The organism is Peribacillus sp. SRI_006, from assembly GCF_057586375.1.
Genome location: NZ_JBYCZT010000010.1, coordinates 130,837 through 155,503, shown reverse-complemented (window position 1 = coordinate 155,503; position 24,667 = coordinate 130,837). Strand labels below are relative to the sequence as shown.

The 24,667-nt window shown below is 39.7% G+C and carries 21 protein-coding genes, 1 riboswitch and 1 other annotated feature; of the genes, 7 read left to right on the top strand and 14 right to left on the bottom strand.

The window, feature by feature from the left end:
- Positions 1–28 precede the first annotated feature (28 nt).
- Positions 29–628, top strand: coding sequence for a TetR/AcrR family transcriptional regulator (locus AC2YHV_RS16180; RefSeq protein ID WP_063589913.1), 600 nt, complete (start codon positions 29–31; stop codon positions 626–628).
- 355 nt (positions 629–983) lie between these two features.
- Here AC2YHV_RS16180 and AC2YHV_RS16175 read toward each other — a convergent pair whose 3' ends face one another.
- The gene (locus tag AC2YHV_RS16175) at positions 984–1,175 is read right to left on the bottom strand and encodes a hypothetical protein (RefSeq protein WP_034310797.1); all 192 of its coding nucleotides are present in this window, start codon (positions 1,173–1,175) and stop codon (positions 984–986) included.
- A gap of 330 nt (positions 1,176–1,505) precedes the next feature.
- Positions 1,506–1,648, top strand: a riboswitch (cyclic di-AMP (ydaO/yuaA leader).
- 152 nt (positions 1,649–1,800) lie between these two features.
- On the opposite strand from AC2YHV_RS16175, the gene AC2YHV_RS16170 reads away from it, so the two are divergent.
- Positions 1,801–3,132, top strand: coding sequence for a TrkH family potassium uptake protein (locus AC2YHV_RS16170; RefSeq protein ID WP_487373600.1), 1,332 nt, complete (start codon positions 1,801–1,803; stop codon positions 3,130–3,132).
- A 23-nt stretch (positions 3,133–3,155) separates the two neighbouring features.
- A complete protein-coding gene (locus AC2YHV_RS16165; protein ID WP_487373599.1) occupies positions 3,156–3,812 on the top strand; it encodes a potassium channel family protein in 657 nt (218 codons plus the stop codon).
- A 120-nt stretch (positions 3,813–3,932) separates the two neighbouring features.
- On the opposite strand, the gene AC2YHV_RS16160 is transcribed toward AC2YHV_RS16165, so the two are convergent.
- The 4 genes from AC2YHV_RS16160 to AC2YHV_RS16145 form a co-directional block, all read right to left on the bottom strand.
- Complete coding sequence (locus AC2YHV_RS16160) at positions 3,933–4,766, bottom strand: STAS domain-containing protein (protein WP_487373598.1); 834 nt, start codon at positions 4,764–4,766, stop codon at positions 3,933–3,935.
- A 13-nt stretch (positions 4,767–4,779) separates the two neighbouring features.
- A complete protein-coding gene (locus AC2YHV_RS16155) occupies positions 4,780–4,959 on the bottom strand; it encodes a hypothetical protein (protein ID WP_098864685.1) in 180 nt (59 codons plus the stop codon).
- Between the two features lie 134 nt (positions 4,960–5,093).
- Positions 5,094–5,795 (bottom strand): class I SAM-dependent methyltransferase, encoded by a 702-nt coding sequence (locus AC2YHV_RS16150; protein WP_487373597.1) that lies wholly within the window; start codon positions 5,793–5,795, stop codon positions 5,094–5,096.
- A gap of 342 nt (positions 5,796–6,137) precedes the next feature.
- Entirely contained in the window at positions 6,138–6,758 is a 621-nt protein-coding gene (locus AC2YHV_RS16145) for a class I SAM-dependent methyltransferase (RefSeq protein WP_430024011.1), read from the bottom strand.
- 276 nt (positions 6,759–7,034) lie between these two features.
- On the opposite strand from AC2YHV_RS16145, the gene AC2YHV_RS16140 reads away from it, so the two are divergent.
- Together AC2YHV_RS16140 and AC2YHV_RS16135 are read left to right on the top strand one after the other, a co-directional pair.
- The gene (locus AC2YHV_RS16140) at positions 7,035–7,313 is read left to right on the top strand and encodes a PadR family transcriptional regulator (RefSeq protein WP_222620182.1); all 279 of its coding nucleotides are present in this window, start codon (positions 7,035–7,037) and stop codon (positions 7,311–7,313) included.
- 16 nt (positions 7,314–7,329) lie between these two features.
- Positions 7,330–8,049, top strand: coding sequence for a pentapeptide repeat-containing protein (locus tag AC2YHV_RS16135; RefSeq protein ID WP_057279108.1), 720 nt, complete (start codon positions 7,330–7,332; stop codon positions 8,047–8,049).
- 123 nt (positions 8,050–8,172) lie between these two features.
- Here AC2YHV_RS16135 and AC2YHV_RS16130 read toward each other — a convergent pair whose 3' ends face one another.
- Positions 8,173–9,063, bottom strand: a complete 891-nt coding sequence (locus AC2YHV_RS16130) for a PhzF family phenazine biosynthesis protein (RefSeq protein WP_487373596.1) — start codon at positions 9,061–9,063, stop codon at positions 8,173–8,175.
- A 146-nt stretch (positions 9,064–9,209) separates the two neighbouring features.
- Positions 9,210–9,422, top strand: a binding site (T-box leader).
- 64 nt (positions 9,423–9,486) lie between these two features.
- On the opposite strand from AC2YHV_RS16130, the gene AC2YHV_RS16125 reads away from it, so the two are divergent.
- Complete coding sequence (locus AC2YHV_RS16125) at positions 9,487–10,311, top strand: ATP-grasp domain-containing protein (RefSeq protein WP_106027644.1); 825 nt, start codon at positions 9,487–9,489, stop codon at positions 10,309–10,311.
- Positions 10,312–10,760: 449 nt separating this feature from the next.
- On the opposite strand, the gene AC2YHV_RS16120 is transcribed toward AC2YHV_RS16125, so the two are convergent.
- The 7 genes from AC2YHV_RS16120 to AC2YHV_RS16090 form a co-directional block, all read right to left on the bottom strand.
- Entirely contained in the window at positions 10,761–11,657 is an 897-nt protein-coding gene (locus AC2YHV_RS16120; protein ID WP_487373595.1) for a hypothetical protein, read from the bottom strand.
- Positions 11,658–12,257: 600 nt separating this feature from the next.
- Positions 12,258–13,229 carry a UDP-glucose 4-epimerase GalE gene (gene galE, locus AC2YHV_RS16115; protein ID WP_487373594.1) on the bottom strand — a complete coding sequence of 324 codons (972 nt, stop codon included), beginning with the start codon at positions 13,227–13,229 and terminating at the stop codon, positions 12,258–12,260.
- 93 nt (positions 13,230–13,322) lie between these two features.
- The gene (locus tag AC2YHV_RS16110) at positions 13,323–16,925 is read right to left on the bottom strand and encodes a CDP-glycerol glycerophosphotransferase family protein (RefSeq protein WP_487373593.1); all 3,603 of its coding nucleotides are present in this window, start codon (positions 16,923–16,925) and stop codon (positions 13,323–13,325) included.
- A 137-nt stretch (positions 16,926–17,062) separates the two neighbouring features.
- Complete coding sequence (gene galU, locus AC2YHV_RS16105) at positions 17,063–17,950, bottom strand: UTP--glucose-1-phosphate uridylyltransferase GalU (RefSeq protein ID WP_098864690.1); 888 nt, start codon at positions 17,948–17,950, stop codon at positions 17,063–17,065.
- Between the two features lie 376 nt (positions 17,951–18,326).
- Positions 18,327–18,968 (bottom strand): NAD(P)-dependent oxidoreductase, encoded by a 642-nt coding sequence (locus AC2YHV_RS16100; protein WP_487373592.1) that lies wholly within the window; start codon positions 18,966–18,968, stop codon positions 18,327–18,329.
- Positions 18,969–19,445: 477 nt separating this feature from the next.
- On the bottom strand, positions 19,446–19,856 hold the full coding sequence (locus AC2YHV_RS16095; RefSeq protein ID WP_063574908.1) for a disulfide oxidoreductase: 411 nt from the start codon (positions 19,854–19,856) through the stop codon (positions 19,446–19,448).
- Positions 19,857–19,858: 2 nt separating this feature from the next.
- Positions 19,859–20,551 (bottom strand): DsbA family protein, encoded by a 693-nt coding sequence (locus tag AC2YHV_RS16090; RefSeq protein ID WP_487373591.1) that lies wholly within the window; start codon positions 20,549–20,551, stop codon positions 19,859–19,861.
- Positions 20,552–20,864: 313 nt separating this feature from the next.
- Here AC2YHV_RS16090 and AC2YHV_RS16085 point away from each other — a divergent pair, with 313 nt between their 5' ends.
- On the top strand, positions 20,865–21,299 hold the full coding sequence (locus AC2YHV_RS16085) for an Rrf2 family transcriptional regulator (protein WP_487373590.1): 435 nt from the start codon (positions 20,865–20,867) through the stop codon (positions 21,297–21,299).
- A gap of 44 nt (positions 21,300–21,343) precedes the next feature.
- Here AC2YHV_RS16085 and AC2YHV_RS16080 read toward each other — a convergent pair whose 3' ends face one another.
- Entirely contained in the window at positions 21,344–24,451 is a 3,108-nt protein-coding gene (locus tag AC2YHV_RS16080) for an SH3 domain-containing protein (protein WP_487373589.1), read from the bottom strand.
- Positions 24,452–24,667 lie beyond the last annotated feature (216 nt).

Genomic DNA, 24,667 nt, shown 5'->3' with positions numbered 1-24,667 from the left:
GAAAAATGTTCAGTGAAGGAGACATTCCATGGCATCGATTCATGAGGATATGGTACAAAAGACGAAAAAGCAGATACAGCATCATTTTATTGCACTCATTGAAGCAGAGGGGTTCTCACATGTATCCGTGAAGAAAATCGCAGAGCGTGCTAATATTAATCGGGGCACATTCTATTTGCACTACACAGATAAATATGAATTGATGGATCACTTACAGCAGGAATTGTTACATGAACTTCAAACCCGAATTACTGCCATTTTGCCTAAAGAGGCTTTTTTGGCTCTTAATCAACAGCAACTTTATCCGCCTTTCATAGCGATTTTTCAATTCATCAGTGAACATGCTCACGCATTAAGGGCCATTCTTGGTGATCAGGGCGACCCTTCTTTTGCGAAAAAAATAAAACGGGTTTTCGGTGAAGTACTGTTGGAGCGTTTGATCAGCCTGCATCCTGCAGCTAAAGATGAAGCATTCCGCATGTATATGCACGCCTTCCTGACATCGGCGATTTTAGGGGTGATTACTGAGTGGCTGGAGAACTGTGAGGAACAAACGGCGGAAGAAATGGCGAAAATCCATTTTCAAATCTTGAACTTCATCAGCCAATTGCGCACATTCATCCAATGAACATTTATTAAAGGGTGCCTTTAAGTCGTATTACATCTTTCCCTTCGCTTCTATCTCTACATCACCAACGGAATAACACCTGCTCTTGGAGGTCTTCATACTAAGCATCGACAACCATATGGATAAAGCGAACATGATCAGGGAACCTGAAATCGCCACGAACCGAATCGAAATGAAATGGAATTTTCTCTTCTTTACACATTACTGGTTAAATACTCTAAATAACGCAAAAAAACTCATTAAATATAATGAGTTTAAAAGCAAAACAAGATATGGATTTTTCGCTCACCGTTCCTGGATAGAACACAGGGATTACAATAATTGAATACCGCTATGAATGTTGGAATCAGTTGATTTATCTTGGGGAAAACAGTTTTAAAAACGGATTCTTTTTCTTATCCGTTATCCTTAATTCATTCATGATGATTTGATCCTCATGATCGGCTATCCATTTCCTTAGTGCATCTTTATCCTGGCATTGTGTTAAATATGTTTGGCCACCCTTGCCTGTAGCATTGATAACATATCTATTGAACGTCTTCTCCATAATTGCCCGCCTTTTTAATAAAATGTATTGAATTTAACTAATAATGTACTGCTTTTTTCTTTATCTTTTACAAAAGAAACATAATATATCTATTACAAATTTCGATTGGCAATAGCATGTTCTGCTTTGAAATTATTGAATAAAGTATATCGATGCCGGTTATCATAATTGGATTAATCGAACCTATCATAATGTGCCAACTAATATTTGTCAATACGTTTTTTTAATGTAAATAAAACGTAAATTTTCAGTTTTATTAAAGAAATATTTTTTTACGATTTAGGGGTTTACAACTGCTAAATGATGGGAGTAGAATACGTTTATCAATTTAATGCATTTCGGCCAAAACTCATTATAAATGAGTACGGAGGACCCAATCATTTGGGGTTAATTCTGCCTTGCAGAAGGGATGAGATCAGCTCTTTCGCCATCCTACCCGTCAGCTAACTTCGTCGGCTAAAGCGAAGGAGGTCTTAAGACCGCCTATTTCGGAAGCTTTTTTTTGCTCGCTATTAGTGGCAATACAGCTATTCGATGATTTCGCAGGTCTTTTTATTATGCCTTTAAACAGATTCGAAAAGAGATTGTTGATTAAAAGTCATACAGTAGGGATGATCATTTGAGAATGACAAAAAATTTATTGGATCCGCCAAAAATACTTGTACTCGGCTTTGCCATCCTGATACTTATCGGGGCCTATTTATTGACCCTGCCGATTTCCACAGAAAATGGCCATGGCCTTTCTTTTCTGGATGCTTTATTCACCTCGACTTCCGCTACATGTGTAACAGGGCTGGTCGTAGTGGATACGGGATCGACTTTCACCACTTTTGGTGAGTTGGTTATCTTAACACTGATTCAGATAGGCGGCTTAGGGTTCATGTCATTTGCGACGTTTTTCTTTTTCCTTCTAGGGAAAAAGATTTCCTTAAAAGGCAGGTTACTCTTGCAGGAGTCCTTAAATAATCTATCCATGGCGGGTGTAGTCAGATTAGTGAAACGGCTGTTAATTTTCACGGCCATCATTGAAGGTGTGGGTGCCCTTATCTTATCGATTCGCTTTTCTTTTGACATGCCAACCGGGAAAGCGATCTATTACGGGGTTTTTCATTCCGTTTCGAATTTCAATAATGCCGGCTTTGATTTAATGGGGGAATTCAGGAGTTTGACCCCATATGCATCGGATCCATTCGTAACCCTTACCGTCGCCTTCCTCATCACGTTTGGCGGGATAGGCTTTATCGTGATGAATGAACTATACGAATATCGGAATGCACATCGTTTATCCGTACATACGAAGATCGTTCTGACGACTAGCGTGACCCTTACGATTGCCGGCGCGATTTTAATCTTTTTATTCGAGTACGGCAATGCCAAGACATTGCAGCCTTTATCTTTCATGGGTAAAATGCTGTCGTCCTTATTTCAATCGGTATCACCACGGACGGCAGGCTCCAACACGCTGAATATCCCTGATTTAACTCAGCCTACATTACTGCTCATCATTTTCTTGATGTTCGTTGGGGCATCACCCGGATCGACTGGCGGCGGGATTAAAACGACGACATTGGCGACGATTGCCGGAACGGTTTGGTCACAGATCAAAGGTAAGGGTGATGTGGTCTTGTTTCGCCACCGCATCGTGAGTGAAACGATCTTTAAAGCATTATCCGTTACGTTCATTGGTGTATTCATGGTTTCCATCATCTCCATTCTGCTGACCATCACTGAAAGCGGAACTGATTTCTTGATGATTTTGTTCGAAGCCACTTCAGCTTTCGCCACCGTGGGACTTTCAATGGGTTTGACCCCGGAATTATCACCGGTCGGCCGGATGCTCATCATTTTCACGATGTTTGCAGGCCGTGTTGGCCCTTTGACTTTGGCCTTTGCTATCGCCATGAGGCGCAAACCAGATTCTTTCCGACGTCCAAAAGGAAAAATCATGATTGGTTAATTATAAATGAAGGAGTGTAAAAGATGGGAAAACGACAATATGCCGTGATCGGTCTAGGCAGATTCGGAACCAGTGTGGCCCATAGATTATATACGGCTGGCCAAGAGGTATTGGGTATTGATGTCAACGAGGAAAGAGTCGAGAGTGCGGAGCTGAGCGTTACCCATGCGATCATGGCGGATACGACTGAAGAAGAGACATTGAGGTCAATCGGAATCCGTAATTTCGATTGTGTCATCGTAGCCATCGGAAATGACATGCAATCGAGCATTTTAACTACCTTGCTTTTAAAAGAACTTGGGATCAAAAAGGTCATTGCCAAGGCACTTAATAAAAATCACGGTCAGGTGCTGACAAAAGTCGGTGCCGACTGGGTCATCTATCCTGAGAGGGATATGGGGGAACGGGTCGCGAACCAGCTCCTTTCCCCTAACATGCTGAACTATATCGAGCTTTCTAAAGAATACAATATCGAGGAAATCATCCTCCCCATGAGCATGAAGGGAAAAAGCCTCAGGGAGCTTGATTTACGGGCAAAATATAATATCAGCGTCATTGCCATCGTGAGTAATGGAGAAATTATCATAGCACCGTCACCTGATCAGGATATCCATGAAAAAGATATGCTTTTAGTGGTTGGCAATAAAGAAGATCTGGCCGTCTTTGCCAATATTGAATAAAATCCGGCAGGTTCCGGCTCTTGCTCCTTTTGAAGGCTAATACATACGAGAAGACCGCCATATGGAGGTCTTCTCGATGAAATGTATAACGAACATCCCCGAGCCCAGGGTATGTATGTATTATTTTATCGTACTGATCGCTTGGGCAAGAGTGGACTTTATCGTCACTTTATCAAAAGGAAGTTGAAGCTTAACGGCAGTCATGGCTATTTCCGGCCGAAGTCCTGAAAGGGTTGTTTGAATTCCGATCAAATGCAAGGATTCAATCAATTGAGACAGCTGGTGTGCTGATCCGCTATCTATTGAATGAACGCCGGATAGGTCAATGAAAAGTCTGGTGACATTTTTTTCAGCGCACTTTTGTAAGGTGTTTTCAAGCAAGGACATGCCCCTCGTCGTGTCAATATCGCCTATCAGGGGAAGCAATGCCGTGTTATCTTTAAGGGAAATGATGGGTGTGCTCAATTCATCGATCGTTGCCTGTTGGGCTTTCATGATTTTATTGGCATACCTATGATTCGCTTCCGTAAACCTCTCCATCACTTCACTGATCACCTTCACCACTATCCGATACCAGGAGTTTATTTCCTCCTGTGTATATTGATCTCCATGCAATTTCACAAACCGGTCAATATAACCCAGGTATTGCTCTTGCGTACGGAAAAACTCCCTCAATATAAAATAGATGGGTGTGTTTAAATGCTGCTCATCCTGACCGATCGCTTCAATCCAATCACCAAGCTGCTTAAAGAATTCCCTCTCCTCTGTATCAAAAACCTGAAAGAAACGTAAATGGAATTCATTATTTTGCTGCTTAAGTTTTTTTATCACTTTAGGATCGGTTGAGCAATATACACCAGTACTATCACTTTTATTCAAGGATGCGTACCAATCCTCAGTCAATTGTGCTGCCACACCCAATAAAAAGGCATATAATTCTTTATTTACGTGCATAAACTCCTCCTATTTAGTTTTTATAAAAAGCAATCGATAAATCTAATTTATCAACAAAGCAAGCATAGAAGACAACCTCTTCCATACTTAAAACCTTATGCTCTCTGATGCCTGATGGCTCCCTCTTTCCATATACCTTCCCAGCTGTTTTTGAAACCATGTTTTTTAAAAAAAGATCAGCAAAAGCCTTCATCTATCATTCTGTAAATACCCGTTCCAAAAACTTTATAGTGTTGTTATAGTTTACCATTTTTATTTTTTGTTAACAATTTCCACGCAAAAAAGGACCTGATCCCAGATCCTTCGGTTTAAAACCATTTCTCCTTCTCATTTCATAAATAAAGCCGTCCATAAACCTTGCACCCCAAAGGTTTCATCCGATTGTTCTATTTTCCTCATTTTACGTATTTCCACCACTTCGAATTCCTTGAAGATCATTCTGAGTTTTTCTTCAGTAAAACCTAAACCGCCTTTAAGGCTTCTTTGCCTATATACTTCCCAATCTGAAATATCGGCACCACCCAATATGCCGCCTTTGACAAAACAAGTGATCGAATACAACCCCTTAGGCCTTAACGCCTTTTTCACCATCTCCAAATAATTCATCCTTCGATGTGGGGCAATATGGTGAAAACAACCTGAATCATATACGAAGTCATATTGTCCTTTTGCAATATCCAAATCAAATATATTCCTTTGAATGAAGTTCACTTGGACATTTTTATCTCCTGCCCGTTCTTTTCCCCATTCAAGGGCTTCCTTCGAAAGGTCCACCGCATCAACCGAACAGCCCTTTTGAGCAAGGTAAATGGCATTTCTGCCAGGTCCGCATCCAAGCTCAAGAACCTTTCCTGGCCCAATTAACCCACCATCAAAATATGAAACCAAATTCTCATCAGGGAAATTTTCGAAAAAGGGAACCCCTTTTGTGCGGTCTTCATAAAAACCATTCCAGAATCCAGTTGGTTCACGCAATAATGAGTCCAGCATGTTCAATAGATCTTCATAGGTTGTAATCGTCTCCGACAAAACCATCACCTCTTCCATTTTATCCCACGATTTAATTATACTGATTTCGCCCGGTGCCTCTGTAACAGCCGCATAAAAAATTCGTTACATATGACGTTCAGACACCATTGGACCTTGTTGTTTATATAATGTTCACTGGAATTTAAAGGTATCAATTATGCATGTAAACTGCCTTCTGATGGTATGATCCGTTCTTACTCAATAACCCGATGATCAGCTCATTAACCATGTTAGTGAAGACATGGGTTTTATACATGCATGTCAAATATTACATGCTCTTTACAGCGAATCCGGTTTAGCTTTCAAAAACAACACTCAGCTCTATCTGGTATCCTGATGTCCTCATAACCGTTTACTGATGATTATCTTTCTATACATTCCATTCAGCATGATCGGCCGATCTTCTTCAATTTCCATAATATCCCCATGTCCACTGAACAAGTCTTCAAACCTCAAGCCAATATCCGTTCCTAAAAATTGAATGATCGGCCTCAGAAGCTTTTTGGGCACTGAAAGCCGTTCATCTTTAGAAATAAACTTATCGAATAGTATTATTTTCCCCTCGCCTTTTACAACCCTGATCATTTCCCGAAGACATTCATTGGCATCAGGTACGACGGAAAGAACCAAACTTCCCACTACATAGTCAAACGATTCATTAGTGAATTCCATATGCTGTGCATCCATCTCGAGGAACTTGATCGATGCATCATCAAATTTCCCCATCGCTTTTTTTAACATATCCGCTGACAGGTCTATTGCCGTTATCTCAAGGTCAAGGTTTTTGATTAACTCCAAATCGGCCCCCGTACCTACGCCCACAAACAGGACCTTTGCATGATCATGAAAATCCAGCTCTTCAAACATTCTTTTCCTGGCATCTAAAAAGAGATGAGAGTTGAAGATTTTGTCATAAACGGGCGACCAAAATTTATAAATCACTTTATTCCACGAATTATTCAACATGCCCACCCCCTTACATACTTCTTCCATGAAACATCATAAATCCCTTCCAAGCGGATAATATCTCTGGAAAATTAGTACAATTAAAAAGTATGCGATGCAGTGATTCACGAAAATTGGCATGTTTCTTTTCATAAACCCTCCAAATCTGTATGATCCATAGTAACCAAACTACCTTGACTGTCATAGTAATATACTATAAGATATACCAAAGGAGGTGAGGATTTGGTTCAACGACAACTATCCTCTGACTTGCTTCGCGGACATGTAGATACGATGATTTTGAAACTCCTGCAAAGTGGCGATAAATATGGTTATGAAATCAGCAAACTGATATATACGAATTCCAACGAGCAATATGAAATTAAGGAAGCGACGATGTACTCCAGCCTAAAACGACTGGAAAAGGATGGATGCATCATCTCTTATTGGGGAGATGCCACACAAGGCGGAAGAAGGAAATATTACAAAATCACCCCAATCGGGGAAAACACATATATCCAAAATAAAAATGACTGGGAGCAGGCCAAGCGAATACTTGAGCGCCTTCTCTAAGAAGGGAAGATGAAAGGTGATTGAAAAACTGAATGCACATGTTCATAGCATTTTTGCTCCGTACAAAAGTGCAAAAACAGCAACGGAATTGGAAGAAGAACTGCTGCAAAACTTACTGGAAAAATACAATGACCATAGAAGAAATGGTGCCAGCGAGCAGGAAGCGTATAAACTGACTGTGGATTCGATTGGGGAGGTATCAGAGCTCATGGAATCACTCAATCTGCAATACAATGTGCTTGAGCAGGCGATAAACATGGACTATTCCAGGCAACGCTTATTGGATTCCGACTTCCGCTCGGTTTCGGTCCATGATGGGAAGTTTAATTTCTGCGATTTAAGCCGTTCTGACTTCAGCCATTCCGACCTGACGAACAGCACATTTAAAAGCAGTAACTTAGATCATTGCATCTTTGAAAACGCCAATTTAACTGGCACCTTATTTAAAAGTGCAAATTTAAAAGGCGTAACTTTCAAGAACAGCATTTATAATAAAACCCATTTTAAAAGCTGTAATTTATCTGGTCTTATATTCGATGGGGAAACTTTCAAACAAACCATTTTCGAAGGCTCTTCATTGAGAAAGGCATCATTTCGTGATGCCACCCTCATCAATGTTCAATTTCGGATGTCCGATTTAAAGAAAATCGACTTTACAGGAGCTTCGATGGATAAACTCACTTACAACTTTTTACATGGAGCAAAGGTTGATCTTAGCGGCGTGACCCTCATCTAAAGGACAGCGATTGTCGCTTCCACCCCGTGTTTCTGATTTACACGATGCCTGTGCTAAGACACGTAACGTCTTGGCACAGTTTTTTTTCAATATACTTTTTCAGGCTTGTATCACATTATGTCTTTAGACTTCCACTTCAAATTCTTTAACGTAGACAGCATTCCCGGTGATTTCAATATCGTATGTGCCATCGTTCTTGGTAGCTGTAACGTGAACTCTGCCATCCTTTCCGATTTCATGTCCCTGTTCGATTAACAGATGCACCTCATCTTCAAGATCACCCTTTATGTATTTTGCATAATAAGCGCCCATTACACCTGAAGCCGTTCCTGTAACCGGGTCTTCAAGCGTACCTGAAAAGGGCGAGGAAAAATGCCGGGCATGCATATGGGCATCATTATCGTACGTTTCCAGGCAAAAGGGATGAACGGAAGCTCTTGGCATTTCCTTTAATAATTGCGGAAACAGGCTATTGTTTGCCTTCATCCTTTTAAATGAACTTCTTTCCTTTACCGGAACCAGTAAAGTCCATAAACCTGTACTTCCATAAACAATAGGTAATTCACTTTCCAGATCTTCTATATCAAGGCCGAGAGAACTGGCTAAGCCAGCTTTATCTCCGTTAAACGCTTCAAACTGCGGCGCGGCCTGTTTCATCGTAATATATATATCAGGCCCCGCCGTCGTATGGATCTTGATTGGCAATATTCCCGCTCCTGTTTCAATCATCAGCTCATCTTTATCCAATAATCCCCTGGTCTTCAGTGCATGGATGGTAGCCATTGTCGCGTGTCCGCAAAGATTCATTTCGTGTCCCGGTGTAAAATAACGGATCCTAAGATCGGCAATATCGGATTCCATCGGAAAAGAGGTTTCATTGAACCCCACCTTCATCGCTATATCCTGCATTTCCTTTTCGGTCAGTCCATCCGGATCTAAAACCACACCTGCCGGATTTCCTTTATTCGGTTTACTGCTGAACGCATCGTAATGAAAAACCCTTACCGTTTTCAAATCTAACATCTCCTATTAAATGATGGTGCTTCACTTGAATAGTAATTCTATATCTCTATCCATATTCCCTTTTCGTCCTATAGTAAGTGAAACAACCATTGATTTTATTTTCTGACTATTATACAATTACTCAAATTCATCAAATGTAAAATTCCATGAAGGGAAGGAGTACGTCATCGTTCTGTTCCAAAGAGAGCTGGTGCTTTGCTGAAAGCCAGTGTCCAGAATCTGACCGAATATCATCCCCGAGAAGTAAAGCCGAAGCTTCAGTAAGCTTTACCGGTTTCCCCCCGTTAAATGGGATGTGTGTTTAATTATTAAACAAGAGTGGTGCCGCGAGTTCAAATCTCGTCTCTTAATGAGACGGGATTTTTTGTATGTAAACCAATCAATGAAAATATCGGGAAAGCGGGTGCAGGAGTCATGCAGACACTATTATTCGTAACGGATTTATACTATGAGGCAAAAGGAAGAAATTATTATGAGGAGGATTTGTTTCTTACCTCGAAGCTTAGGGAGGATTTTCAGTTAGTGCTTTGCCATCCTGAAGACATTGAAACGTTTGAAAAGGATTTTGACTTGATCGTCTTTCGAAATGCCGGTCCAGTAGCCAATTTTAAAGACAAATATCTAGCATTCCGTAATAGAGTGGCTGCTGGCCATTTGAAAACATACAACTCATTTGTTGGAAAGGCTGATATGAACGGGAAGGAATACTTAATTGAACTGACGAATGCCCAATTCCCTGTCATTCCGACCATCGATACACTTGAATCTTTACATAAACTTCCCAATGTGGAAACGTATATAGTGAAGCCTAAAGATGGCGCGGATTCCATCGGTTTGGAATTTGCCGCGAAAGAAGAATTGGGAGATAAAATGGATGCAAAATCAAAGAACACATTGGTACAGCCATTTATCAACTTTGAGTATGAAGTCTCTTTTTATTTTATCGATAAGGAATTTCAATACGCCCTTTATGCGCCTGATAAAGAGAAAAGATGGGAATTAAAAGAATATGTCCCTACTGAAGCAGACCTGGCTTTTGCTAAACGATTTATTGATTGGAACAATCTTGATTGGGGCATCCAACGAGTAGATGCCTGTCGGAATGAGCAAGGTGAACTTTTATTAGTAGAGCTGGAAGATTTAAATCCGTACCTTTCCCTATTGGAATTAACCGAAGAAACACGTCAGAATTTTGTAAAAGCCCTGAAAAAATCAATCCGGAAAGCTCTTCAAGCTTAGAATGAAAACTGCCGTATAGAGTAAGAAATTAAAAGAAAAAACATTGGAAATAGGAAGACAAAGAAGAAAATAAAAAAGTTGCGGAAGTTTTGGGATTAAACTTCCACCACTTTTTTTACGGACAAGTAGAATCTCACTTGCAATCCCACATATTATGAATCGCAGGCAAGGATTGCGATCTCTTCTTTTTGATCTCCCCTTTTTTTATTTGTCGCTCAAGGCTTAGCGACACACGTAATTATAGTCTTATATTTTTGGCCGTTTACTGGTAGCGAATATTTTATTAACTATTGTGTGACTTATTATAAAAACTGGTATGATTAACAAATATAAATAAACATTATGTGGCATATACTCAGTAAAATAGTAGATGAATATGCTTAACCATATAATTAATATTAAGTATTTAAATACAACTTTCATTTAAATATCTCCTTTAAGGAATTCAATTAGTACATGTCTACATAGCCATTGTTTGGTTTTTTATCTAACTTGTCAAGCCTCTTAGCTATTGCGTTACCTGGATCAAGATAAGCTACAGCGTAAAGTGTAACCCCTGTAACTGCAATAGCTAATTTAGGAGCTCCCCATTGAGTTAGTTTTGTTTTAAGTGTTCTACCAAACATTTGACTAGCAGCATTTTTCCCTTTTTGTTTGATATATGCTGTTATAGCACCAAGTCCACCACCAACAACAAGCCCAAGAACTACATTAAATGCAGCCCCAGCTACTCTATTTGTAACTCTTACTTTTCCTTTAAGAGAAATAGCACTTGCTTCTTGTACACTTAAAATTTCTAATACATTAGATACAGTGTATTCTTCTTTAATAAAGGTTGTATTACCTATATCTTCAGTTTTAGTTGTTACAAGTACTTCTTCTACTTTCTCCGTTTCTTCTAATAGTGCTTCAAAATCATTATAAGTCTCGGATTCTTCATCAAAAAAATTGGTTAATAAATCGCCTACCACTTTTTTATCTTGTTTACTTTCAAGCCCCATTAGATTGACTTGCTCATCTACTATTTGATTAAACACTGCTTTTTCCTCATTAGTCATTTCTTGAATCGAAGGAAGGTTCACTGCAGCTTCTTCAAAGTCAAAATCATCAGACAATAATCCTTCATTTAATTCAATTTCTTCAGCTAATTCAGCGATCTCCTTTGTTACTTTTACCTCATCCAGATTAGTAATATTAGTAGTTGTTAAATCTTCTAGTACGGCTACACTAGTAATCTCCTTTTGTACTATTTCAGTATTTTCCTCTGCTTCACTTGAAGCAAGGTTAGAAAATGAACTAATTATTAGTATAGCGACAGTTAAAGCAGATATTCTTTTAACAAGCATCCCCTTAGATGTTTTTTTCTATTTTCTCCATATTATTTCTCCTCTACTATATATTTACTTCATTTACAATAACATGGAAGAATATTTGTTAGTAGGTCTTTTTTATCAAAAAATATACAAATAAATGTTAAATTTATAAATAGTTTTAATTTAAATATTGGACATGTTTCACAAGAGACATTTACATTCACTGCTAAAAAAAAAGAAAAAAACAAGACCAATCTAATTTGGTCTTGTTTTTTAACTAACTTATATGGTATCTTATTACAAAATTTTCCATAATCTTGGTTAGTTATTGTGGAATATCTGTAGAATGTTAATATAATATTCCTTTTCCCAATCAGTATGGTTTCAAATTAAAAAAATTTATATCTAGCTGAACTAACAGCAAGATTTTAAAGAAATCGGTGGGAATTATCACCAGATTTTAAAATAAAACTTGGTTATACTACATGTTTTTTGCTGTTTTATATAAAAAAAACCTCAATGGATTTCTGAAAACAGCTGGAACATTCTTCAAATAAAAAAACTGCAGGCAAACTCGTTTTTTTCTTCGAGTTTGTCTACAGTCTGAAATGACTACCGAGCCCTAAGGGACCATTAATTCATTTGAGATTTATGCCATTTCCACGCACTTTCAATGATTTCTTCCAAATTTATCGATGCCTTCCAACCGAGTTCTTCATATATCTTGTCGGCCGAAGCAACCAGGCGGGCTGGATCTCCAGGGCGACGGTCTGCATACTCAACTGTCGGTTTAACTCCTGTGACTTTTTCGCAAGTGTCGATTACATCCTTAACCGAAAATCCTTTTCCATTCCCAAGGTTGTAGATGGCCGTATCCTTCTTCCCGGTTAATAGGGCTTGAAGCGCGATTATATGAGCTTGGGCTAGATCCGTTACATGGATATAATCACGAATGCATGTGCCATCTTCTGTGTCATAGTCCGTACCAAACACGGAAATCTTCTCACGTTGACCTAATAAATGCTGTAAAATGATTGGAATCAGGTGTGTTTCCGGATCATGGCTTTCACCGATTTCTGCTGACGCATGTGCTCCGGCCGCATTGAAGTAACGCAAGACGACATAATGAAGTCCATATGCCTTTGCAAAGTCCCCTAAGATCTGTTCCACCATCAATTTAGAGCGGCCATATGGATTAATCGGATTCGTTGGCTGACCTTCATCAATCATATCCACATTTGGTATCCCATACGTAGCTGCCGTTGATGAAAAAATGAAATTCTTAACATCATGCTTAAGCATGGTATTCAATAATGTAAGAGTTGCACCTACATTATTATGATAGTATTTATAAGGATCTTGAACAGACTCCCCGACCAAGCTATTAGCGGCAAAGTGCATGACCGCTTTAATCGGATACTTAAGGAAAATTTCATTCAAGACCGCTTCGTCCCCTAAATTCCCTTCCACCAAGGTGGCCCTCGAATCAACCAGCGAACGAAATCCAGTTGAGAGATTATCCAGAATGACAACCTCTTCAGTTTTCACTAACTCTTTTACAAGATGGCTTCCAATATATCCTGCACCGCCAACGACCAAAATCATATAGTATTACCCCTTTTACTTTAAGCTTGAATGAATCTTTAAATCTCGCATATGTCATGAGTGGGAGGTCTAATTATAAGGACCTCCCTCGTTTTATAAGCATTTATTGAAGGTTTCCATGGCCAATCCATTATATTGGGTGTAATCAAACTTCGCTAGTTCAGGATTATCATCACTAACCATGGTAGATAAGCCCTTTTCCAGTCCATCTATGCTATTTTCGACAAGCAAACCATATTTACCGTTTTCCAAAACGGTCCGGTTAGCCACTATATCAGTAGCCATGATTTTCATTCCTAAGGTCATTGCCTCCAATAATACCATAGGCTGGCCTTCATAATGTGAGGAAAGAACGAAGCAGTCACATTTTTCCATGAACGAAAATGGATTTTCAAGCTGACCCAAAAGATGAATGGAATGATTTAAGTCCAGCTCATCAATGATTGCCTGCAAATCTTCCTTTAAAGGTCCTTGTCCTAAAATATACAGTTTACTATTTTTGTGTTTCCCATGAAAGCCTGCGAATGCACGAATCAAATTATCTTGCCCTTTTTCAGGGGATAACCTTCCCATATTGACAAAGTTAAAATCATTTTTATCAGGATATGGAACGAATTGATCATTCACTTCCAACCCATGGACCTCTTGTACGATTAACGCCTGTTTATCGATCCAGCCTATAGATACCCCATCCAATGATATATGGGCATACGTACCAAGTTGAGTAACCGCTTCTTTATCGAATTCAACGATCCGGCCATTAAAGGTTGGCCCATTTTCCAAGACCATGGCATCTTGCAACCCATAAGGCTTATCCCATATATGATAATCGCCTAATTTAATTTCGGCAGTGCCGCGCACTTCCCGTTCCTTTAACACCATTGGCTCTTCTATCATTTCAAATGCTCCAGTATTTAGCCAGCCTATTATCTTATTGTCTATCTCGAAAAGGTAATAGCCGCCTTTGTTGGTTCTATTATACTTGATGATTCTGACGATTTGCCCTTCAAAATCGATTGCCTTGCTCACTCTTTTAGCCTTGTAGTTCGGATATGCCTTCGTCCAGATTGTATGATCTTCCGGGTTGGTTATTTTACCGTACTTCTGATTACCGGTGTTTATTTCCTTCAGCGTTCTATTCTCGATCTTATCGATGAACTTTTTATTGTTTTTATAGTTTCTCGATATTATATATTTTCTTTTCATCATGATTTGCAGCTTGTCATTATAGCTCATGTCTTCATTGATTGTACAATGTTCAAGCACGGATAAAGCCGAATTATCTATCCAGCCTATGATCTTGTCTTTTACTGATATTCTGCTATAAATCGAATGCTGGGTTTTTGCTTCCCTATCGACTTTTACAATGATCCCTTTAAAATCATTACTGCCGGAAACTTTGTACGTTCCTTCAACTTTATACGGCAAGGACCAAATATAGTTCGATCGAGGTCTTACTAACCTAGCTATTTTATCCACTTCTTTTTCATAAATGATGCTGTCTGGCAGAAGCTCCACAGCTTCTTCACTAATCCAGCCTATTATTTGATTGTCATGACTGAATTTATAAAAAGTCTTTTGATCAGCATGGGTTTTCCTCGAAATCACGATTTCAGCACCTTCAAATCGTTCTTTCAATGTAAATTGAGCGGCATTCGAAATTCCCGGAAGGGTATTCCAAACAGGATGATCCTTGACATCCTTTAATATCGCCCTCGCTTTGAAGTTTTCTGTGATCATCGCCTTTTCATCATTTTCGCTACCTTCAGGCTCATTTGACTCGATTTGAAGGATTTTATCCGGGTTGATGGAATTCATTACATAATCAAATTTATCGAAGTCTGCATACTCCAATAGATTCTTTCGGTTTAATTCCATCGTTCCCTCAGACACGCTTACCAGTTTATCGAATCGATTGTATACCGAAAAAATCCCCCTTAGATTAATCCGGTGCGGTCTTTTTCCGTTAATGATGCGTTCACTATCAGAAAGCAAATCATTATGCATATAACAAACTTTCTTTTTTGCATCCGCCGCAAGCAGATATTTAGCCCAATAATGGCTATAACCGCTAAAATCGATAACAAAATCAAACTTTGTTTTGCCGAATAAACGTGCATGCTCTCTAATATAGGCATTTTCCGGGTAAAGCTTCTTCCCTAAGAAACCTCTTTCCCCTCTGTTATGGATGAATTTATCTTTATAGACTTCCAATATGTTATAAACAGGCAAGCCAGGTTTGAATAGAAAACGCACATTCTTATTAACCTTGCCCATATTTTTCAAAACCTCGTATGAGTGAGGAGTGCCCGTAAAACAGCTGACATCATATTTATCATAATCAATATTATTCATTAAGTTAAGGAAAGAGGATGTAATCCCGTTATCCCTCAAACCGCCCGGATAAATTAATATTTTTTCCTTTGCGGAATCCAGCCCGGTAATTGTGTTTAGTTGTTTCGTAGACTTATTGAATATATTTTTGACTATTCTCTCTGTTACTTTTCCATCTTCATGGTTCGTGAACTTTTCCTGCATTTTTTTATATTTATCGGAATATCTCAATTTCACATCTTTAATATCTTTAATGGCTAGCGCCAATTCTTTTGAGTTAAAAAGCATGGGTCCCGGAAGTTCGTCATTTTGGAGATATTGTCCCCTTTGCTCTGCATAAACGTCCGTATCCCAAGTGTAAAATAGAATGGGCTTATCGGTAACAAGGTAATCAAAGAAAATGCTGGAATAATCCGTGATAAGCAAATCGACTGCAGCAAGCAATTCATTTGTATCCACATGGTCTGGTATTAGCCGATCCTTGATTTCCGAATGCTTGGCCGCTTCTTTATATAGAAATGGATGCACCTTAATTAATAAGTTATATTGTTCACCGATTTGATTTTGTAAATAATGAATATCAGCAATGATTTGAAGAAGATCATTATCCACCTTGGCCAGGTTCGTCCCCTTCCAAGTCGGGGCATATAAAATATTTTCCTTAGCATCACTGATTTTCAAACCCAGGGTCCTTAAATAATCCTTATACTCCTCCGGATTCGTATTCAGCGTCAAATCGATCCTCGGATATCCTTCTTCTATTATTTCACCTTTATACAATCCATTTAACTTATAGCTATGTGTAAATATGTTGGTAGTATGGGCATTAGGGCTCAAAATGAAATCTGCACTCAAGAAGTTCCTGACCACGTTTTGAGAGACCGAAGGATTACCGGGTATATCAAAGCCCATATTCTTAAGGGGCGTTCCATGCCAGGTATTGATGTAAATCTGATCGCTTTTAGGGATGAAGAAAGACTGGAATGTGGAATTATTGATTAAATACTCACTTGTTGCCAACCACTTTAAATATTCCTTTGAATTACGTTGAACAAATTGAACATTCGGCATATCCTTATACTTCGCCATTACACCTGAGAGGACACTGAAATCCTGGATGGACCAAATGTGCACAAAATCTTGATAGTCCTGATTTTCCAGCATATATTTAAACATCGCGTATGGACTGTCGGTCATACTGTTTCCATCACGGCTCTCATATAGAATGGTGTTTTTTTGAATGCTTAATTTCTCATAATACTTTGCATATCTATTTACACGCTGATGATTTTCCTTTAATAGGAAATTAACAATAGGCTGTTTAAGGAAATCGACTTTTCTTTTTATTACCTTCTTATTCACTAAATAGGCATCCCCTTTTATGGATTTATATTCACCATTCAAAATTATGTTTGCATTTCAGTAACCAAAAATAACAACTATGAATGATCAATAGTTGGAGATTTTTTCTAAACTAATTACTCTATTAATTTAAAAGATCACTTATCCACTGCCTTGTGCATTTCGAGGATATTTTCCATTACTTTTAAAATGTCGTCTCTTAAATCGGGACGTTGCAGGGCAAATTCAATTGTCGTTTTCACAAAGCCATCGACAACTCCGACATCATAGCGTTTCCCTTCAAAATCATAAGCGAAGACACTTTGGATTTCATTCAGTTTTTGGATGGCATCCGTTAACTGGATTTCACCGCCAGCCCCTGTTTCCTGCTTGGCCAGGAAATCGAATATTTCCGGAGTCAGTATGTATCTTCCCATTATGGCTAAGTTGGATGGTGCCGTTCCTTGTTTTGGTTTTTCGACGAAACGGTTCACTTCGTATCTCCTGCCATCTTGCGTAAGCGGGTCGATGATGCCATATCTATGTGTTTCGTTCTCATTCACCGGCTGCACACCAATGATGGACGAACCTGTCGCATCATATTCGTTGATCAATTGACGCAGGGAGGGCACATCGCTTTCCACGATATCATCGCCTAAAAGGACGGCAAATGGCTCATCACCAATAAAGTTACGTGCACACCAAACAGCATGTCCGAGGCCTCTCGGTTCTTTTTGCCTAATGTAATGGATATTAGCCAAATTGGATGGGTATCGCACCTTCTCCAATAAATCGAATTTCCCTTTTTCACTTAAGTTATTCTCTAGTTCGTACGCATTATCAAAATGATCCTCTATCGCTCGTTTATTCTTTCCTGTGACAATGATTATATCTTCAATTCCCGCTTTCACGGCTTCTTCTATAATATATTGTATAGTTGGTTTATCGACTATTGGCAGCATTTCTTTAGGCATAGCCTTCGTTGCGGGCAAGAATCTGGTTCCCAATCCCGCTGCAGGTATAATGGCCTTTTTAACTTTTTTCATTCTTTGTAACTCCTTCATATTAGGATAAATCAACAAAACGACCCATTTTTTTCTGAATCATCCTTTTTATAGTAACATAGACTCTCTTTTTGTAAATATATTAACAGAAAAAATTCCTTCATTTGTAAACGCAACCAAAATATTTAAGGCCTTTCCCCGATTTTAAGGAAAAGGCCTTATTTTCTTACTTACAGCTCATAGATCTAAAGACTTATCAATTATTGATCATCTCACCCGCTTCAAATTTCCGCTTGGCTTCTTCCCTATCGGTGCCCACCGTCAGCTTCTTTGACCGGCTTCCTTGGCGAGTATGGCGATTTCAGAAGTTACTATCGAAAAAAAAAAGACGTCACCCCAGAGGAGAGACGTCACTAAATTATTCAGCTTCGGCAACAACGGTAAAGCGCTGGTTGATGTGCTGCGGATTTTCAATTTCATCAAGTACTGCAAGGGCAAAATCGGCATAACTTACATAGCTTTCACCCTTTGAGTTTACAAGAAGGTTGTCTTTACCCAGTTTATACCTGCCTGTTCTATTTCCTTGCGGATCAAAGAAGGCGGAAGGGCTGATGAAGGTCCATTGTATATCAGTGGCGTTTTGCAGATCTCCAAGGTTCTTGGATTGATTAAACGCTGTTGCAAAGTATTCTTTAGGAAACTCAGGCGTATCCAGGACACGAATCGTTTTTGCTTCGTCAACAAAAAGGCTTCCAGCTCCGCCAACAACGATCAGTTTCGTTTGTGGAGCGCCTTTCATTGCTTCAATCAAGATTTTTCCTGCGTCCACATGCAGATGTTCTTTCCCCGGAGCAGCGCCAAATGCATTCACTACAACATCGAATTCTTTAATATCCTCTGCTTTCAGATCGAATATGTCTTTTTCCAATACGGAAGCTCCTTGAATTTGGACTCTAGATTCATCCCTGACAATGGCCGTAACTTCATGTCCCCTAGTCAATGCTTCCTTTAAAATCAGACTTCCAGCTTTTCCGCTCGCACCAATAATACCGATTTTCATTTTACATTCCTCCTATATATTGTTTTTAAAATTAATTGTAACTAAATTACTTACATGTAATAATATAAGTTACAGGTTACCGATTTGTCAACTTTATTATTTAGAGATGTTTCGGAGATATATACGCAGTTTCGCTGATATAATCCAGGTTTCGATGAATTATTGCTATTTTTCGTCGATATATTCCGATTTTCGCTGATATATTGCAATTTTCGGAGATATATCCGAAGTTTCGTGGATATAATCCAGGTTTCGATGATATATTGCTGTTTTTCGTCGATATAGTCCGATTTTCGCTGATATATTGCAATTTTCGGAGATATATCCGAAGTTTCGTGGATATAATCCAGGTTTCGATGATATATTGCTGTTTTTCGTCGATATAGTCCGATTTTTGATGAAATATCCTGATTTTCGTCGATATTTTCATCCGATATAAATAAAAACGCACCATTCCTTTTAGAATGGTGCGCTTCATTACATGCTGATTTTCTTTTTCATTAGCAGTGCCATGCAGATTGTGATGAGCGTAAAGGCGATGAAGGACAAAAACGGGATCGTGATGAATCCTAGCCAATTTATATACTCACCTGAGCAGGGAACACCGCTTTGGCACATTTCGAAATGCTGTAGTGCTGGAATTTTTTGCAGACTATAGTGATACCCTGACACCGCCATGCCCAAAATCGATAATGGGAGGATGTATCGATAGATTTTCAGGTCCTGTTCATAAAAGGCCCGGCCCAATAAGATGACGAGCGGGTACATCAGGATCCTTTGGTACCAACAAAAGGTGCAGGGTACATAATGGAGAACCTCACTAAAGTAGAGACTTCCGGCAGTGGCAATGATGGACAGGATCCAAGAAAATAATAGAGGCTTGTTCATCACTATTTCTCCTTCGCTGCATCATCAACCATTTTCACTAAATCATCGATTGTATTTCCTTCAAACTTCTTGCCATTGACAAATAAGGAAGGTGTTCCAGTAACGCCCAATTCGTCGGCCAACTCCATATCCTTGTTCCATTGGTCCTCGGACTTTTTGGCTTTAAACGAGGTAACGACTTTTTTCACATCTTTGTCATTTGCGATTTCTTTCAATGTTTCTTCTAAGAATTTGTCCGTAAAGACATCTTCCTTTTCATATTTCAAGTCAGCTGGCTGCTTATCGAACAAAAGCTCATGAAATTCCCAAAAGGTCTCATTGCCTAATTCCTGATAAACACTTTCCGCGAATTTAGCGGATCTGGTTGAATCGACGTTAATGAACGAATAATTCATGAAATAAAATTGCGCTTTTCCTGTATCAATCAATTCACTTTTTATAGAAGGGAAGAATTGCTTCTCGAATGTCTTACAGACCGGACATTTATAGTCCCCAAATTCCACTACTTGGACAGGAGCCGATTTTTCTCCCAAATATGGTTGTGATTTATAATCGATTTCATTAACGGCTGTATCTTCGTCTTTTTTCCCATTTGCTAAAAATATAAAGCCAATAATGATTACAGCGATTAACCCGATGATCCAAAACGTGAATGCAGAAGATTGTTTTTGATTACCCTTTTTTTTATTAGCCATCATATACCTCCATCACTTGTAGTTATGTCGATTCCTTATCCAGCCATGGCGGCCGGTTTCAGTTCCCCCTTTCCTGTAACCTTTCACCTGTAACTGATTCATTTACACGTTATAATATAAGTTTCACCATGCTTGTTTGTCAATTACACATACCTTTTATTTTTGCCTTTGCAGCAACGGCGTGACTTGACAAGGAAACGGTTAATGGATAAATATTATTCTTGCAGACCATTATAACTTGTAACCACTTGAATTACATGTTAAATAATTTATACTATATAGGAATAGAGATTTTAAAGGAGAGAAAAAAGAGATGTCCATCAGTACCCGCTTTTCCGTAGGAATCCATATATTATCTCTTTTAGAAATAAACAAAGAAGGCGTTAACACTTCCGATTTTATTGCAAAAAGTGTAAACACCAACCCAGCCTTAATCAGAAAAATCACTGGCATGCTGAAGAATGCAGGTTTAGTGAACGTTCGGCCGGGTATCGCAGGAGCGACATTGGCCAAGGAATTGTCTGATATCACTTTGCTCAATGTTTATCACGCTGTCAACATTGTCTCCGATAAAGAATTATTTGGAATTCATGAAAATCCTAATCCGGCATGCACCGTTGGAAGAAATATACAAGATACAATAGAACCCATCTTTTCCGTTGCTGAACTTGCCTTGGAAAAGGCGTTGGGAGCGGTGACGATCGAGGATGTCGTCAAGGGGATTCTGGAAAAGGATAAAACTGAGTAGCAAAAAAACACATGAGCCGGACTCATGTGTTTTTTTCCATTTCCTTATTTATACTTAGGAACCTCAATCGTCAATTTATACGAATCTAATAAACTATATAAATTATAAATCTGTTTCACTTGTTTTGTTGCCCAGCCAATATCAGTTGCATACTGGTGTGATGCATATCCATATTTCTCTGCAGCTGTAGGATTCCACCTCATTTTATAAAGCGTGTCCTGCCCAGCAGAGATATATCCTTTGGCGATGAATTCAGCACCGCCTATGATGGCCGCTTCGGGAGTGAACCAGCCCGCATTATAGGCGTATTGAGCGCCGCTGCTTAGCGCCGTTCCGTCAAACGCCCCGACTCCATACATATTATAGACCGTTTTCCCGTTCACCTTTACGCCAGTCGCTAATGGAGAAGTGCCATTCCCGGTCTCCAGCAAAGCATGTGAAATCAGGTAGATTTCATTGACCCCGTATTTTTCCCCTGCCGCAGTGAAGGTTGCCGCTTTGCCTTGTAGTATCCCTTTGCCTGAAAGGATTCTATCATTCACTTCAGAAACGTTCATGTTGGTGACTTGGGAGAGCTTGACGAATTGGAATGAATGGACTGGATCATTCACGAAATTATTTGGGTTAAGATTATATTCTATATCTTCCGGACTGGCATTTACCCAAGTCTTGTTATAGTCCACCTCATACCAATAATATCCGTCAGAGCCCCTTACTTTTGATTTAATGGTCAATGATTGATAATTGCTTACAGGTCCGACTGCCCAATAATTCGATCCAGCTCCGCCCCTGACACGCCATCCGGTTCCTTTAACGGTACCTTTTGTTGAATTGATTAAAGTTAATCCATCTTCGCGTATGTAGGTTTTATACTTCTTATCCGTCTGACCGTTTACGGCCATTTGAATTCCAACCATCTTTTCCATCGTAAGATTATACTCTTTATCGATCCTGATTATCGATCCATTCGAGCTTCCCGGACCTTCCGGTGCTTTGGCCGTTAAATATTGCGTACTGACATATCCGGTTTTTCCATTGGCCGTGACTCTTGACCAGCCATTAGACTCTGAATACACCGTTACGGTCGTATTATTTACGAGCTTGGCTATAATTGAAGCGGAAGCGGAAGCCGATGCTGCTGAACGCATATTCAGACTCGAGCCATCACTCACATTTACATATTTAACTAATGTGTTTGCTTCTCCATCTGGATTCAGTCCCGGTACAGAACCTGGCTTCGTTGCTGATAGATATTTCGTACTGACATAACCTTCTCCGCCATACGCTTTAATTTTTGACCAGCCATTTGATTCCGAGATGACTTCTACCTCTACACCCCTTGCCAATTTCACAATGACGGAAGCACTATCCGACGGCTTATTCCGCATATTCAGTGAACCCGAGCTGACATTTACATATTTGGTTGTCGTTATTTCAGGTATGGATGGTTTGGAGTCCGTTCCAGGCTTTGCCGTTGATAGGTAGTCAGTACTGACATACCCATCCTTCCCATTTGCCTTGATTTTCGCCCAGCCTTTGGATTCCGAATAGATCGTCACTTCCGTTCCTTTTGACAGCTTTGCGACTATGCTCGCACTTTCCGACCCGCTTTTTCTCATATTGAGCGTTCCAGAGCTTACGTTTACATATTTCGTCGTCGTTTTTTCAGGCGTGACTGCCGTTGATCCCGTTCCTGGTTTTGTTGTCGATAGATATTTGGTACTGACATGGCCGTCTTTTCCATTTGCCTTGATTTTCGCCCAGCCTTTCGATTCCGAATACACCGTCACTTCCGTTCCTTTTGACAGCTTTGCGACTATGCTGGCGCTTTCCGATCCGCTTTTTCTCATATTGAGCGTTCCAGAGCTCACGTCTACATATTTCGTCGTCGTTTTTTCAGGCGTGACTGCCGTTGATCCCGTTCCTGGTTTTGTTGTCGATAGATATTTGGTACTGACATGGCCGTCTTTTCCATTGGCTTTGATCTTCGCCCAGCCTTTGGATTCCGAATACACCGTCACTTTCGTTCCTTTTGACAGCTTTGCGACTATGCTAGCGCTTTCCGATCCGCTTTTTCTCATATTGAGCGTTCCAGAGCTCACGTTTACATATTTCGTCGTCGTTTTTTCAGGCGTGACTGCCGTTGATCCCGAGCCCGGCTTTGTAGCAGATAGATATTTCGTGCTGACATATCCGTCCTTTCCATTGGCTTTGATTTTCGCCCAGCCATTGGATTCCGAGTACACCGTCACTTTCGTTCCTTTTGAAAGGATGGCGACAATGCTTGCGGTAGCTTTTCCACTTTTTCGCATATTGAATGATCCCGTGCTCACATTCACATATTTCGTTGTCGTTTTAACCGTTGCCGCAGCTTTGGTCACTGTTCCTGGCTTCGTTGCCGATAGATACTTCGTGCTGACATATCCATCCTTTCCATTGGCTTTGATTTTCGCCCAGCCTTTGGATTCCGAATATACCGTTACCTGTGTGCCTCTTGTCAGCTTTGCGACTATGCTGGCACTATCACTCCCGCTTTTTCGCATATTAAGTGAACCTGTGTTCACATTCACATATTTCACTGTCGTTTTAACGGTCGCCGCAGCCTTTTTTACCGCTCCAGGCTTCGTTGCCGATAGATACTTGGTACTGACATATCCTTCTTTTCCATTGGCCTTGACCTTCGCCCAGCCTTTGGATTCCGAATACACCGTCACCTGTATACCCCTTGTCAGCTTTGCGACTATGCTGGCACTATCACTCCCGCTTTTTCGCATATTAAGTGAACCTGTGCTCACATTCACATATTTAGTTGTCGTTTTAATGGTTATTGCTGTTTTCGTTAAAGTCCCTGGCTTCGTTGCCGATAAATACTTGGTACTGACATATCCTTCTTTTCCATTGGCCTTGATCTTCGCCCAGCCTTTGGATTCCGAATACACCGTCACCTGTGTGCCATTTGCCAGCTTTGCGACTATGCTGGCACCTTCCGCCCCGGTTTTTCTCATATTGAGCGATCCGGAATTCACCTGCACAAACATGACGTCCTCAATATTGGCCTGTTCGGCATATAGTGGAGCTGCAGATATTTTTTCTTCGAAAGCAACTGTGGACAACACTGCAAAACAGAAAGTTGGTATAATTAATTTCTTCATCCCATTCTCCCTACTAAAGAATTATATTTTTAACATTTATTTAAGTATCGGTTAAAATCAGTATGGTAATATAGGTAAATATGCTTATTCGTCTAAAATATAACATATTCCTTTAGATCTATAGGGAGATAAAAGTGATTGTAACACAATGGTAATCTAATAGAAATTTAAGTAATTATATAGAAACATTTGCAACGAAACTTATGCGACAGGCAA

Excerpts from the sequence above, each read along its gene's own strand:
- AC2YHV_RS16180 (WP_063589913.1), top strand. The coding sequence starts at position 29 with ATGGCATCGATTCATGAGGATATGGTACAAAAGACGAAAAAGCAGATA.
- AC2YHV_RS16175 (WP_034310797.1), bottom strand. The coding sequence starts at position 1,175 with ATGGAGAAGACGTTCAATAGATATGTTATCAATGCTACAGGCAAGGGT.
- AC2YHV_RS16170 (WP_487373600.1), top strand. The coding sequence starts at position 1,801 with ATGACAAAAAATTTATTGGATCCGCCAAAAATACTTGTACTCGGCTTT.
- AC2YHV_RS16165 (WP_487373599.1), top strand. The coding sequence starts at position 3,156 with ATGGGAAAACGACAATATGCCGTGATCGGTCTAGGCAGATTCGGAACC.
- AC2YHV_RS16160 (WP_487373598.1), bottom strand. The coding sequence starts at position 4,766 with ATGCACGTAAATAAAGAATTATATGCCTTTTTATTGGGTGTGGCAGCA.
- AC2YHV_RS16155 (WP_098864685.1), bottom strand. The coding sequence starts at position 4,959 with ATGAAGGCTTTTGCTGATCTTTTTTTAAAAAACATGGTTTCAAAAACA.
- AC2YHV_RS16140 (WP_222620182.1), top strand. The coding sequence starts at position 7,035 with ATGATTTTGAAACTCCTGCAAAGTGGCGATAAATATGGTTATGAAATC.
- AC2YHV_RS16125 (WP_106027644.1), top strand. The coding sequence starts at position 9,487 with ATGCAGACACTATTATTCGTAACGGATTTATACTATGAGGCAAAAGGA.
- AC2YHV_RS16120 (WP_487373595.1), bottom strand. The coding sequence starts at position 11,657 with ATGCTTGTTAAAAGAATATCTGCTTTAACTGTCGCTATACTAATAATT.
- galE (WP_487373594.1), bottom strand. The coding sequence starts at position 13,229 with ATGATTTTGGTCGTTGGCGGTGCAGGATATATTGGAAGCCATCTTGTA.
- galU (WP_098864690.1), bottom strand. The coding sequence starts at position 17,950 with ATGAAAAAAGTTAAAAAGGCCATTATACCTGCAGCGGGATTGGGAACC.
- AC2YHV_RS16100 (WP_487373592.1), bottom strand. The coding sequence starts at position 18,968 with ATGAAAATCGGTATTATTGGTGCGAGCGGAAAAGCTGGAAGTCTGATT.
- AC2YHV_RS16095 (WP_063574908.1), bottom strand. The coding sequence starts at position 19,856 with ATGAACAAGCCTCTATTATTTTCTTGGATCCTGTCCATCATTGCCACT.
- AC2YHV_RS16090 (WP_487373591.1), bottom strand. The coding sequence starts at position 20,551 with ATGGCTAATAAAAAAAAGGGTAATCAAAAACAATCTTCTGCATTCACG.
- AC2YHV_RS16085 (WP_487373590.1), top strand. The coding sequence starts at position 20,865 with ATGTCCATCAGTACCCGCTTTTCCGTAGGAATCCATATATTATCTCTT.
- AC2YHV_RS16080 (WP_487373589.1), bottom strand. The coding sequence starts at position 24,451 with ATGAAGAAATTAATTATACCAACTTTCTGTTTTGCAGTGTTGTCCACA.